The organism is Microvirga tunisiensis, from assembly GCF_009296175.1.
In the GTDB taxonomy this organism is placed as follows: Bacteria; Pseudomonadota; Alphaproteobacteria; order Rhizobiales; family Beijerinckiaceae; genus Microvirga; species Microvirga tunisiensis.
This window is the reverse complement of record NZ_VOSK01000199.1, coordinates 1-12,199: the sequence shown is the minus strand read 5'-3', so window position 1 is coordinate 12,199 and position 12,199 is coordinate 1. Positions and strand designations below refer to the sequence as shown.

Sequence of the window (12,199 nt, the reverse complement as noted above, 5' to 3'; positions counted from 1 at the left end):
CGATAAGGTGCGGTGGCATGGTTTCCAGGTGATTAACGCGGCAACGAGCGGATGAGTGGCGTAGTCCCCGAAGGCGAGTACCGCCCCTACCCCGCCTCGTTCACCTGGGTTTTCGCAGCCGCGTGCTTCGCGCTGGTTGCGGCCGTCCTGACACAGTGAAGTACACGACCCGCACCGATGGCTCATCGTCGACGTGGAGCACGACAGGAGGGTCTCTGGTGGTTTTTGCGTGCCGTCGAACAGAGTTGGTCTAAGTTAGTTCCTAACGCTTAGGTTCTTGGTTGCCGAGGGTTTCCGCTCGGCCTGCACGGTGTGCTTGCTCATCTTCCCAGCGCTCCATCTGCCGCAGGATGGCTGCTAGCGGCTCAGGTATCGGGCAGTTCGGTTCATCCTGAAACATCTCCGCCATGGCGCGAGCCATCATGACGGCGGCGAAGTCCGGCGGATGATCGTCCCCCTGCCGTCGGCGCACGGTGTCTGGAGCTTGGGCCATCATCTGCGTCCCTCCGGCTGTTTCTGTTCAGTCACCCAGGCAGGTCCGCACTCGCCTGGGCTATCATACGTTGGGGAGGGGAACGGCCAGCACGGTGAGTGGTTTCAGCGGAGCAGAAGGAATTGGACCCGGAGCGATGCCGTCCCGGGTCCATGAATGCGGAGGGTCAGGTTCGGTCAGTGGCGCCGGTACCGCTGATTGTGTTGCCGCGCTCGTCCTCGACCTCAATCTCGGTTTCACGAACAGTGTCGAACACGGTTTCTGTGCGCTGCCCGGCCTCCTTGGAGACCACCGCCTCCTCGCTCCGCCCCTCAACCTCGATTGCCCGTTCCTGGAATGCCTGATCGGCATCGCTCAGGGCGCGGTCGGCCGGGCGGTGCTCAATGGCAATCCGCTCTTTGCGCAGGCTCACCTGCTCGTCGGCCGGGGTTTCCACCACATAGGACCGGACCCGAACGTGCCCGTGACTGACATCACGCATGCCGATCCGCAGCCTCTCTTCCACGACTGGAAGGACTTGCTCGCCGCGCTCCGACAGACCGGTTTCGGCACCGGCCACGCCTGTTCTACGGAGGCTGGCGACCGCCTCGGCATCGAGGTCCTCCGCGCGGACGCTGGCGACAACCGGTGAGGCGGAGGTGGCGGGGCCCACCTCCGTTGACGTGCCAGCCGCCGCGCCGGACCAGCCTGCCCACCCCTCCGCGCGCCAGCTCTCAGCCTGCTCGTCAATGTCGATGGCGTCCTCACTGTCCAGGATCGCCATCACGCGGGCATAGTGTTCATCGCCGGTGGTGACCGAGATCAGGTACCCTCCCCGGCTCAGGCCCTCCGTATAGACGTGCCGGTCCTCGTCGGGCAGGAGCCAGTCCCCGAGAGAGCCCCAGAAGCCACGCGGCTCTGGCCGGGAGGATGCACCGGCCTCATCAGAGGCCTCGCTCTCATCGCCCGGCATCAAGCCAATGCGGTCGTGGGGAACGCCCGCATTGACCAGACGCTCGATGGAGTTCTCGGCAGCGGTGCGACTGTCGAAGAGAGCTGTCACCAACCTTCGAGGAGATGACGAGGTTGGGCCCGTACCGGAGATCATGGGTCTGTCTCAGCTGTGTGATCCTGTGTCCAAATGCGTGCGCGCGGCTCGCCCCTTGCTCCGTTAGCCCGCTGCTGATCCCTCGCGCGCAGCAGCATCGACGGCGCTGGTGCCCCGGCGCCGTCGGGCTTGACCCTGCGGAACCGCCACCTCGTCGGGCCGGTCTTCCAGCCTGGCTGGGGGAGTCTACACCCCTCATCGTGGCCGCATAGCGACAAAGGTGATCCACAACGGGCAGTCGTCCGCAGTGGGCTGTCGGGTCGTCAATCAAGCCCCCTGATCGAGGTCCTGCCTACTGCTCGGTGAAGAAGGTCAGCAGGACCTTGCCCTTCTCGCCGATCAGGCAGACGAAGCGGTTCGGCTTGTCGGTCTTCTCGCGCTGCAGATAGGCGTCACCCATGATCCCCATTTTCACGGGGGTGTCTTCGACCTTGGTGTTCGCCTTCGAGATTGCCAGGCCATCGATGTCGAAGGTCAGGTCCTTGATCGCCGGGGACCGCTCCTTCAGGGCAACCAAGCCGGCCAGTCGGCAGGACTCCACCTCCTCTGGCACCTGGGCGTGAGCCGAAACAGTCATGATCGTAGAGGTAAGAATTGCCGATAAGATGGCGTACCGCATGAACCGCTCTCCTCTTGGACTTATCGCTCCCAGGCGGCGCAACCGGTCTACGGCCGCGCCGGGACCGGTGGTTGCTCCATCTCGACCTGCGCAAAGGTCGTCAGGGCTTTTGCCTTCGGGTTAAGGACTGCAGCAACCCAGCCGCCCGGGAACCCGCGCAATTCCTCATTGTGGGTGCGAACCGCGCTGATGAGATCGCTGCGGGCCACCACCAGCCGATCTTCCTGACGCTGGAATTCGTGCAGGCGGTTCTGCAAGGCCGTGTCACCTGTGAGCTCGGGATAGCGCTTGATGGTCGCGTACAGCTTCTCCAGGGCATTCGAGAGGCGCTGCTGCGCCTCCTCGTAGTGCCGGAAGCGCTCCGGCTCGGACAGGAACCCATCCGCGTTCCGGATGGCCACCACCTCCTCATGGGCGGCCATGACCTCGTCGAGCACCTCGCGCTCGGCCGGCGCCTTTTTGCGTACGGCTTCGACCAGCGGCGGCACGTGGTCGGCCCGTTGGCTGTATTGGGTCTGCACCTCGCTCCAGGCCTGCTGTGCCCGTTCCCTCAGGGCGGGGACATCGCCATGATCGCAGGCCGCCAGGGCGAGGAGCAGTCCCGCGGCAAGACACCATCGTCCCACACGTTGAAGCACCGCCTCCTCCAGCCATGAAGGGCCGCCCGTTCCCGGCAAGCAGCCCGGTGCCGCTCCTAGCCCCGTAACCCAACTCCAATCTTCCTGGTTCCCAAGACACGGCGGCAGGGAAGCAGCTCCTTGCTCCACGAGGGGAACGCCGTTGCGGCACGGTGGTCCAGATCCTAGAATCACGGGTGCCTGACAGGCGGGGTTGCTGCAATCATGGAGGATGCCATGGGACGCAAATTCATCGACTGCCGTGCCTTTCCGAGCGAGATTAACTGCTCGATCACCATCATCGCCGACACCGAGGCCGAGCTGCTGGAAGCCGCCGTGCAGCACGCGGTGGCGGTGCATGGACACCAGGACACCCCTGAGCTGCGCGAGGACCTCCGGGGCGTGATCCAGGACGGCATGCCTTCCGAGGCGGCGCCATCGCGCGCCGCCTGACAGGCTTCAGGCCACGGGCTCCAACACTACCTCCTTTGGCGGGGGTTGCGGCTCGTCGCGGCTCCTCCCACTTGGCGGGCAGAACACGGCAAGAGCCGGATTTCATCGGAGGAAGACCATGCCCATCACCTCTGGACAGCCTTCTCGTTCAGCGATCGGGAACACTCCCCGTGTCTATCCGCCGGACCTCCAGCCCCTGCTGCAATCCATCCTGGCTGCCCTGGCCGGCATCGACGTCGTGCATGAAAGCGAGGTCGCGCTCATCAGGGACAGCGATGCGGACGAGTGGCTCAAGCAGAGCGTGATCCGCAGGCTAGACGAACGCCGCCGGGAGCGGCGCGCGCCCTACGTCCGGCAGCTCGCGGCCGTGGAGGAGCGCATCCGGGCGCTCGCCGCCTGAGCAACCGCAGCGGCTGACAGTGACCCTCGCGTGAGGATATGGATCACGCACGGGTGAGAAAGCGGACCGCAATGGTCCGATCGTCCCCTTATGACTTCAGCCGTGCCGCCAGACCTTCACGGCTGAAACCAGCAGGATGACTGCCAGGGCCGGAAGCAGGACGGCATCGGGAACGACGCCGAGCAGGAGGCCGCCGATGAACGCACCGACAATCGATCCAACTGCCATGACGAGCAGGAAGGCGCGGTTGCGGCCGAGAACCGAAAAGCTCCGGTCCCGGCTGTAGCGGGTGAAGCCGACGAGCATGGTCGGCAGGCTCACGGCGAGAGACAGGCTCCCTGCCAGCTTGATGTCGGCCCCGAACAGCAGCACCAGAGTCGGGATCAGGAGCTCGCCCCCGGCCACGCCGAGCAGGGAGGCGACGATGCCGATGACGAGTTGCGCCGACCCAACCAGCAGGGGCTGGCCGGCGCTCGCGTCGTGGCCGAACACCAGCACCCCCGCGATGGCTACCAGGAGAACCGCGATCACCTTGTCGAGGGTCTCGGATTTCAGGCGGGTCGCCCACCCGGCCTCACCCAGGCCCCCAGGAGGCTCCCGGCCAGGAGGTTGAGGACGACGGGCCAGTGGGACGCGATGAGTACGAAGGGTACGGTTCCAGCCCGGAACGGACGTGCGGCGGCTACCACGAGGCTCGTGGCCTTGTTCAGGATCACGGCCTCGAGGACAGCGAAGCGGAACAGGCCGATGAGAAGCGGTAGCCGGAATTCGGCGCCACCGAGACCGATCAGCCCGCCAAGGGTGCCGATGACGGCCCTGCTACCAAACGCGGCGGGGGTTCCGATGCTGCAAAGGCTTCTCCGTAACCCCTGTCATGACGCCTTAGTAGAGAACGGAGGGGAGGTAGCAGCCTCTCGGTTCCTGGTAGTGGCCCATCGTCATGAGCGTCATCGGCTTGACGGCCCTCAACTCCTGATGCAGGCACCAGCGGAAGAGATTTGCCTGCCGCGTCGGCAGGAGCATGGAGAGCGGCTCCGGGCTCATGGCGCCCGCGCCGGCCAGGAGAGCCCGCATGTCCAGCTCGGTCTCGGCCACGCCATGGTTCATCAGCCAGAACGTTGCCGCCGAGAGATAACCCGTGATGCGGCCCTCCCGCTCGACCACGAACGGGGCGAACAGCCGCAGCGCCTCTTGGAGTTCGTGGGTGCGCTCGACGCCATGTACGGCCGTGCAGAGCGCCCCGCATGCGTCCACGTCCGCGGCGGTCATCGGCCGGACGGCATAGCCCAGATCGGGTCCGCTGCGGGGCGTGCCGCGCATCAGCAGGAGAGGCTCCCGCACGTCGAAGCCCAGCGCGGCGTAGAGCGACAGCGAACGGGTATTGAACGCATCCTGGACGAGCCGCACGCCCAGAGCGTCGCCTGCTCGGGCGAGTGCGGCCTCCATCAGCCGCCGCCCGACCCCGCTTCCTTGTAAGGTCGGATCAACGGTGATCGGCCCGATGCCGCGGATCGGATCGCCCTCGGCCATGAAGTTGCTGCCGACCACCCGCCCGTCCAGCTCAGCCACCACCCCGTAGATGGAGGGCGCCGCGATGAAGGTCGTCGCAAGCTGCATTCCCGCCTCCACTGACGGGAAATCCCATGGGAAGCCATGCTGGTCCGCGATGCCCTTAAAGGCCTCGAAGATAATGCGTCCGCATACCTCCGCATCGGCGGGTGTGGCGGGGCGGATCTCTGGGGTCATCGCCGCCTCCCTGTCTGGCAGCCCCACCATTGCATCGGTGTCGGCAACGGGGCAGCACCGCCAGCCAGATTCCCGCAGAACCGCGGCTCAGGCAAACGAGACTCCGAGCCAGATCGCGACAAAGGCAAGAGAGCTGACAATGGCAGCCCACTCCGGTGCCGTCAGCCTGCCTTTAGGTGACGCTGATGAATTGCTCGTGACCATGGTAACCCCCATCGCTTGATGGCCCTCGTTGCCGCCGAGGACATGCAAGGCGCTTAATTGCACCCCTCCCAAGATACGGCGGAGCGCTGGGTTCGGATGTGTTGGGTGGCACACCCGTTGCCGTACTCGCATTCGTCGCAGAGACAGCTGCCGGACTGTGCCTCCGTCAGGAACGAGGTCAGTGCCGGGCGGGCTGCTCAGGAAAGAGATGCCCAGAGGAAGGCAAAGCAGGCCACAACGCCAAGTGCGGTCCGTACCGCGTGAAGCGAGCCCCACCGCTTGATCATCGCCCGGCTCTCGGCACCAGCCTCGGCAGGCTCCGTTGCCATGAGGCGATTATTGGTCGGCATGATAGCGAAGAGCGTGACAGGCCAGTTTGCAATCATGAGCAGCGCCCCGAGAAGCCATCCGACATGTCCGGCCTGCCACCATGCCGCGAGCCCGAGCAGGAAACCCACGATGGCCAGGGGAGCCTGCATGGCCGTGCCGTGCTTGTAGGCTGGCTTCCACTCGGTCAACAGAGAGCGGTCGTCCAGTCGCAGTCGAGCGGGCTGCTCGGCCACGGTGATGTAAAGGGCCGCGCCGGAGAACACGGCTGCGGCAACGAGCGCAAGCTGGCCCGGCAGCATGTTCACTTCACCGACAGTTGCGGTGTATGCACGGCCTTTTCCGCCTGGACGAGTACATTGAGGCCGCACCAAGGCTTCGGCATGAAAGTAGACGTATGTTGCGTCATTTGCAGAGGCACCTTCACCAGACCGGTGCCGCTTGGGGGATCATCGCGGCGGCACGGGACCCGTCTCTGCCAAGCTATGCTGAGCAGGAAGAAGTCGCCCGGTTGTGGAGATCAGTCCATCTCAAAAAGACTCCGGCCTGCAGGCGGGGGTCCCGTCGACGGGGCAGTCATGAGCATCAAAACGGCTGCTGATCAACGCCTGATGCCATGTCGCCGTTCCTGGAGGGACGCCGGCTACACGCTCCTGCCGCGCCGCGAGAAGTACCAGATGGCTGCGATGACGATGATGATCAGCAGGATCACCCACCAGTAGTCCATGATTCCGCCACCGGCTGCTCCAGCACCGCCCGCCGGAGGAGCACTGGGCGTAGCGGGCGGGGTCTGGGCTCACGCGGCCGAAACAGCCAGGAAGATAAAGCCCATCAGTGCCGTGAATTTGCTCATGGATGTGTCTCCCGTTGAGGAGGCTCAGCACAGCTATTCTAAACTATTGCCAAGCTGGCCTCATCAGGGAACGCAACTTGGGAAGGCAGGTTCCTGTGGCAACCCAACTTGATGCTCAGGCATTGTGGACTCCCAGTCTCGGAAATATGGGCGCATTGTTACACCTCTTTCCGCTGAGCGCTGCTCTCACAACGCAGCTCCAGCAGGTCGGAGGTGGTATCGACCTTGAACGACAGGTCAGTCTGATCAAGTATCTTCGTCAGGACAGACAACCGTTTCCGGAGAGTTTGATGCAACCGTATGAGCAAAACCAAACCGCCTATGGCACCGGCTTTGCCCGGACGGAGGCTCAGGTCGACCAGGGCCTGCGCGCCTTCATGCTCGGCGTCTACAACAACATGATCCTGGGCCTTGCCATCTCGGCCCTGGTCGCACTCGGCGTGAACATGCTGGCCGTGACCAGCGATCCGTCGATGGCCGTTGCCCGCATGGGCGGCGTCGGCCTGACTGAGTTCGGTCGGATCCTGTACGGCACGCCCCTGATGTGGGTCGTGGCGCTGGCGCCTCTGGCCTTCATCTTCTTCTTCTCGTTCCGCATGGACCGGATGTCGGCGGCTGCGGCCCGCGGCACCTTCTTCGCCTTCGCGGCGGTGATGGGTGCCTCGCTCTCGACGCTTCTCATCCGCTACACCGGCGCGAGCGTCGTGCAGGTGTTCTTCATCACGGCCGCATCCTTCGGCGCGCTGTCGCTGTGGGGCTACACCACCCGCCGCAGCCTGTCGGGCATGGGCTCGTTCCTGATCATGGGCCTCGTCGGCCTGATCCTGGCTTCGATCGTGAACATCTTCGTCGCGTCGAGCATGCTGCAGTTCGGCATCTCCGTGATCGGCGTTCTGATCTTCGCGGGCCTGACGGCCTACGATACCCAGAAGCTGAAGGAGATGTACCTGTACGGCAATCTCGACTCCGAGGCTGCCAGCAAGGCCTCCGTGCTGGGCGCCCTGACGCTCTACCTGGACTTCATCAACATGTTCCAGTTCCTCCTCGCGCTCGTGGGCAACCGCAACCAGTAACGACGAGCGGAGCAGACGCTCTCGAAGCCCCGGCCGAAAAGCCGGGGCTTTTCGGTCTCAATCTGAGTTTGCTGAAGGTTATGTTCAGGACGTCCGGATGCGTGCCGGTGGTGTGCAGCCCGAGCCTGCCGAGGCTTCACTTTCTGCGTCGTGTCGGGTCTGACAGAGCCCTTGCGCTATCCGCCTCAACCAGTCGGTGCGAGCCTCAGGATCTCGCCGCGGGCCTTGTCCGTGAACTCATACACCGCCCCTTCTTCCAGACTTTGCCACACGTCGCGGATCCGCTGCCCCAGCAGTGGCACCCGGGAACAATCCGACGGCTGAACCATAGTATCCGGGATCCCGACATTCGCAGCGTTGCTCTAATTCCGTGCGCCCCAAGAAAGCTAAACCAAGTGTCTGCTGGTATGCTCCACTCCAGCTTCTCCGAACCAGCCAGCAGGTGGCGATCGCAACCATCTTTGGCCGACATGCCGACCCGCGTCTGGTCGAGGGGATCACCCGTGATGACGGCAGCCAAAGTGGAGTACAGGGCAGCGCCCCTTTCGGCCCCTACGACTACAGCGGCCAGCCAGCACCGTTCTGGCTTGACTACATCAGTGACACCGGCGACGGCTGGGATGCCATCTACACGGTGGCCTATCATGCCGCCCAGGACAAACTCACGCTCTCTCCCGGCGAGGCGCGTGATGATCGCACCAGTGGGGCTCAGACGGAGCGCGGGAGCATCCTGATCTTTGGGGGCGATGAAGTCTATCCGGCTGCCAGCTTGGAGGCTTACGAGACCCGCCTTATTCTGCCCTTTGAGCATGCCTTCCCCAAGCAAGGCACCGGGTGGCTGCGATCGAGCCCGCATGTTTTCGCCGTGCCGGGCAACCATGACTGGTACGACAGTCTAGTCTCGTTCACCCGCCTCTTCTGCTCTCGGGGCAGCTTTGCCGGCTGGGAGGCTCCACAGCAGCGGAGCTACTTCGCCCTCAAGCTCCCGAAAGGCTGGTGGTTGATCGGCACGGATCTTCAGCTCGGCAATGACATCGATGGGCCCCAGCACGCCTTCTTCGAACGGCTTGAGAAGCAGATTGGCCCCGAGGAGAGCGTCATCCTGTGCCACGCGGAGCCCAACTGGATTAACGAGAAGGTCTATCCGGACGAGTATGCCTACCGCTCCATTCGCGAGCTTGAGGCTCTCTTCGGTGACAGGATCAAGCTCTTCTTGGCGGGCGACTATCACCATTACTCCCGCCATGAGAATGAAAGGGGTGTGCAGAAGATCGTCGCGGGAGGCGGTGGCGCCTTTCTCCACCTGACGCACGGGCACGACGATACAGTGCTGGAAGGCGACGAAGGAGAAGCCCCGTTCCTCTGCCGGAAGAAGTTCCCGTCCCGCCGCTACTCATGGTGGCTTGCTTGGACGAACCTGCTTCTGTTCCCAATCCGCAACTGGTCATTCGGCTTTGCGACGGCGCCAGCCTATGCCGTCACCGCATCGGCCCTGATCACGCCTGACACCCAGGTGAACTCGGCGACCGAACTTTTGCTCCAGGTGGTTCAGCGGTTGTCCTGGGAGCCATTCTCGCTGTTTTGGGTGGTCGCGGTGGCAACGGGCGTGGTGTTTTTCACCGACACCTCCAAGCTGTGGTACCGCTGGACAGCCGGGCTGGTCCACGCCTTCTCCCATATTGCCGCTGCCGTGCTGCTTGGAGGGGCGATCGTGGCAATGCTGCGAACTGGGTTGGTGGAGTTCAGACCGGAGTGGCTCCCGTGGCAGCCTCCACTGGCAGCACTGGCGACCGCCGTGGCAGGTTACATAGTCGGGCCACTGGTCTTGGCGCTTTACCTGACCCTCTCGTTGAACGTGTTCCGCCACCACAGGGACGATGCTTCGAGCGCCCTCAGGAGCCCGCATTACAAGAATTTTCTGCGCCTTTGCATCGCCCCTTCGGGCGAGTTGACGATCTATCCTGTGGGAATCCAAAGGACAGCCAGCAGGTTCGGGCCGTCAGCCGGCCCAACGCCTTCTCGTCTGCAGCCGCTCAATGGGACCCGACCGTTTTTGATCGAAGATCCTGTTGTGATCAAAACTCAGCAAGGAGCCTGCTCCTCTCAAGGCGTTCGGCAGGCTTAACAGCGGGCATGAGGGTTCGTGGGGCAAGCAATCGGCGGGCTGGGATCTGTAACGGGTCGATCAGGATCGCCAATTGCTGTTTGGGTTGAAATGATCCTGTTCCTGCCGGACAGCGATCAACCCGCCTCACACTCTACCTCGTAGTCTCCATCCTGCTGTCCTGAGGCACTGCCCAACAATCTACTCGACAGGTGCGAACTGCCGCTCAAGGCCAGCATTATCGTTTTTGGTCACGTTCACCCAACCAATAAGAGAACAGATAAGCTCGGAGCTTCGAATGAGAAAGAGCAGCAAAGCCAAGCTCAGGGAGGCTTTCCTGCACCTTGAGAACGAGGTGCCGGGAGGCGTGGCGCGACAGGTTCGCAACTTGCGTCATCCGGATGCCCGGTGGGTCCGGCTCCCGCTCGGTGTGCTGTTCGTGCTGGGTGGTCTTCTCGCGCCAGTGGTTCCCATTCTTGGGGTCTGGATGATTCCACTCGGGCTGCTTCTGCTGGCGTATGATGTCCCAGTCCTACGCCGACCAACGGCGAACTTCACGATCTGGAGCACCCGGAAATGGATTGCTCTGAAGGAATGGTTCAATCGTCGTGTGCGCCGCTCGAGCTGACCGGACGCGGAGGTCAAAGTTCGACGGCGCAGCCTACCATGCTCCGTGTGCCTGCCTTCGCGCCATGACTCAGCTCGGTACCTGCCGGCGCAGGAAATCACGCACTGCGGCGGCAAGCTCGTCCGGCCGCTCGACACCGATGGACATGTGCGTCCAGTCAGCGAGTTCCAGCACCGTCGGGCTCGGCAACTCCCGTCGAATGCGTTCCATGCTCGCCTGCCGGAACGGCACCATCACCTCCTGCTCGAAGGTTCGGAGCTTCTGGGCGAGCGCGGCATCGCTGTGCTCAAGGGGAAAGAACGTGCTGGCGTAGATCGCCAAGGCCGGCGCCTGCACCTGCGTGTAATTGCGCCACCACGTGCCGAGCGCGGCCAACGATGCGGCGAAGGCCTTTTCGTCCGGCACCGGATGGAGCTTGCCGTCCGCATCGGGCCGGGCGAGCTCGCGCAGATAGGCCTCAAGCCCCTCTGTCCACGGGATGTCGCCCAGCCACGCTGCGCGGTACCACGCCCGAAATGCATCGAGCGACCGCAGGTCGTCCGCTGCGGGGCAGTTTACCGCGAGAATGTCGCCGAAGGCCTTGAAGAACATGGGCGTGGACCAGTCATAGGCCGCTTCCAGATAAACGAGCTTTCCGGCACGATCCGGATAGCGGGCTGCCAATGCGGTGATCTCGTTGCCGCCCATGGACCACCCCAGCAGATGCGCCTGCTGAATGCCGAGCGTGCTCAAAAGCTGGAGAAGGTCTTCGGTCAGCGTCGGACCATCATAAGGCCCGGGCGGGGCATCCGACCGTCCGTGACCGCGCCGGGCATAGGCGATGATACGGAAATCGTCGTGCAGAAAGGTTGCGAGATCCTGGAAGACGTGCGGATTGTCGCCGATTCCATGAACCAGAACGAGCGGGGGTCCGTCACCGCCCCAGTCCAGATAATGGAGCTTGATGCCGTTCACTTCGGCAAAAGCCGATCGGTAAGGAGCAGGACCCAAATCGGGCGACATGCCAGGGAGCCTCGCCACGTCTGGAATGGGAACGATAGCACACTGTGGGCGACGAACGGGACGGCTATCATGCTTGTATAGGTTACGGGTGTTTGGGGACAGTCACTGCGCGACCCCATTTTGATGACCCGCCAAGGCACGTGAATGCTTGAGACTTGAGCGCGAGCGTCCCTGCCCCCGCAACTCTGGTGTCGTGAGCCTTGGTCAGGATCAAAATCAACGTACAGCGGACCAAATGGAGGTCCGTGTAAGCCGCCAAAACGAAAATCTGGATAAGGCCAGCCCTGGTAGAGTCGAGGATGGGCGCGGTAGCTTGGGCCATGCGGCAACGCCCCGTTTCCCATCCCCGCTCATCGAACCGGACGTGCGGCGCTACCGCATCCGGCTCTCCGACTGGCTTCATCGCAAGGCCCACGGCGGGGCAGTTCGGGGCAAGCGCTCCAGAGCCAGCACACCGCGTTCACCATGGATCACATCGAAGGTGAACTGTCGGTTGCCGCGCCCATGCACCTTATGCCGTCGGGCGAGGAAGGCGCGCACGCGCTCGGTGACGGACTGGTCCATCCCACGGAAGGCCGGCCGACATGTCCCAT

The 12,199-nt window shown here is 63.5% G+C and carries 13 protein-coding genes and 2 pseudogenes; 6 read left to right on the top strand and 9 right to left on the bottom strand.

Features of this window, described 5'->3' with window-relative positions; translation table 11 throughout:
* Window positions 1-262 precede the first annotated feature (262 nt).
* From FS320_RS29395 to FS320_RS46215, 4 genes are all read right to left on the bottom strand, one after another.
* Complete coding sequence (locus FS320_RS29395) at window positions 263-496, bottom strand: hypothetical protein (protein WP_152715806.1); 234 nt, start codon at window positions 494-496, stop codon at window positions 263-265.
* 163 nt (window positions 497-659) lie between these two features.
* The gene (locus tag FS320_RS29390) at window positions 660-1,535 is read right to left on the bottom strand and encodes a YsnF/AvaK domain-containing protein (RefSeq protein ID WP_338105533.1); all 876 of its coding nucleotides are present in this window, start codon (window positions 1,533-1,535) and stop codon (window positions 660-662) included.
* A gap of 337 nt (window positions 1,536-1,872) precedes the next feature.
* On the bottom strand, window positions 1,873-2,199 hold the full coding sequence (locus FS320_RS29385) for a hypothetical protein (protein ID WP_152715805.1): 327 nt from the start codon (window positions 2,197-2,199) through the stop codon (window positions 1,873-1,875).
* 47 nt (window positions 2,200-2,246) lie between these two features.
* Window positions 2,247-2,837, bottom strand: coding sequence for a LemA family protein (locus FS320_RS46215; RefSeq protein ID WP_162003317.1), 591 nt, complete (start codon window positions 2,835-2,837; stop codon window positions 2,247-2,249).
* A gap of 216 nt (window positions 2,838-3,053) precedes the next feature.
* Between FS320_RS46215 and FS320_RS29375 the strand changes: the two genes are divergently transcribed.
* Together FS320_RS29375 and FS320_RS29370 are read left to right on the top strand one after the other, a co-directional pair.
* Window positions 3,054-3,269: a DUF1059 domain-containing protein gene (locus FS320_RS29375; protein ID WP_152715803.1), complete on the top strand. Its 216-nt coding sequence runs from the start codon at window positions 3,054-3,056 to the stop codon at window positions 3,267-3,269.
* 118 nt (window positions 3,270-3,387) lie between these two features.
* Window positions 3,388-3,669 (top strand): hypothetical protein, encoded by a 282-nt coding sequence (locus FS320_RS29370; RefSeq protein ID WP_152715802.1) that lies wholly within the window; start codon window positions 3,388-3,390, stop codon window positions 3,667-3,669.
* 96 nt (window positions 3,670-3,765) lie between these two features.
* Here the strand turns inward: FS320_RS29370 and FS320_RS29365 are convergent.
* The 3 genes and pseudogenes from FS320_RS29365 to FS320_RS29355 form a co-directional block, all read right to left on the bottom strand.
* A pseudogene (locus FS320_RS29365) lies at window positions 3,766-4,460 on the bottom strand (sulfite exporter TauE/SafE family protein).
* A gap of 91 nt (window positions 4,461-4,551) precedes the next feature.
* Window positions 4,552-5,415 carry a GNAT family N-acetyltransferase gene (locus FS320_RS29360; RefSeq protein WP_152715801.1) on the bottom strand — a complete coding sequence of 288 codons (864 nt, stop codon included), beginning with the start codon at window positions 5,413-5,415 and terminating at the stop codon, window positions 4,552-4,554.
* A 401-nt stretch (window positions 5,416-5,816) separates the two neighbouring features.
* A complete protein-coding gene (locus tag FS320_RS29355; protein ID WP_152715800.1) occupies window positions 5,817-6,248 on the bottom strand; it encodes an anthrone oxygenase family protein in 432 nt (143 codons plus the stop codon).
* A 276-nt stretch (window positions 6,249-6,524) separates the two neighbouring features.
* On the opposite strand from FS320_RS29355, the gene FS320_RS45350 reads away from it, so the two are divergent.
* The 4 genes from FS320_RS45350 (at window position 6,525) to FS320_RS29340 (ending at window position 10,604) form a co-directional block, all read left to right on the top strand.
* Window positions 6,525-6,668: a hypothetical protein gene (locus FS320_RS45350; RefSeq protein ID WP_153885343.1), complete on the top strand. Its 144-nt coding sequence runs from the start codon at window positions 6,525-6,527 to the stop codon at window positions 6,666-6,668.
* Between the two features lie 421 nt (window positions 6,669-7,089).
* Window positions 7,090-7,872 (top strand): Bax inhibitor-1/YccA family protein, encoded by a 783-nt coding sequence (locus FS320_RS29350; RefSeq protein WP_152715799.1) that lies wholly within the window; start codon window positions 7,090-7,092, stop codon window positions 7,870-7,872.
* Between the two features lie 442 nt (window positions 7,873-8,314).
* Window positions 8,315-9,997: a metallophosphoesterase gene (locus FS320_RS29345; RefSeq protein WP_152715798.1), complete on the top strand. Its 1,683-nt coding sequence runs from the start codon at window positions 8,315-8,317 to the stop codon at window positions 9,995-9,997.
* 277 nt (window positions 9,998-10,274) lie between these two features.
* A complete protein-coding gene (locus tag FS320_RS29340) occupies window positions 10,275-10,604 on the top strand; it encodes a hypothetical protein (protein ID WP_152715797.1) in 330 nt (109 codons plus the stop codon).
* 69 nt (window positions 10,605-10,673) lie between these two features.
* On the opposite strand, the gene FS320_RS29335 is transcribed toward FS320_RS29340, so the two are convergent.
* A complete protein-coding gene (locus FS320_RS29335) occupies window positions 10,674-11,606 on the bottom strand; it encodes an alpha/beta fold hydrolase (RefSeq protein WP_152715796.1) in 933 nt (310 codons plus the stop codon).
* A gap of 399 nt (window positions 11,607-12,005) precedes the next feature.
* Window positions 12,006-12,199, bottom strand: a pseudogene (locus tag FS320_RS45345) (group II intron reverse transcriptase/maturase); the annotation flags it as partial.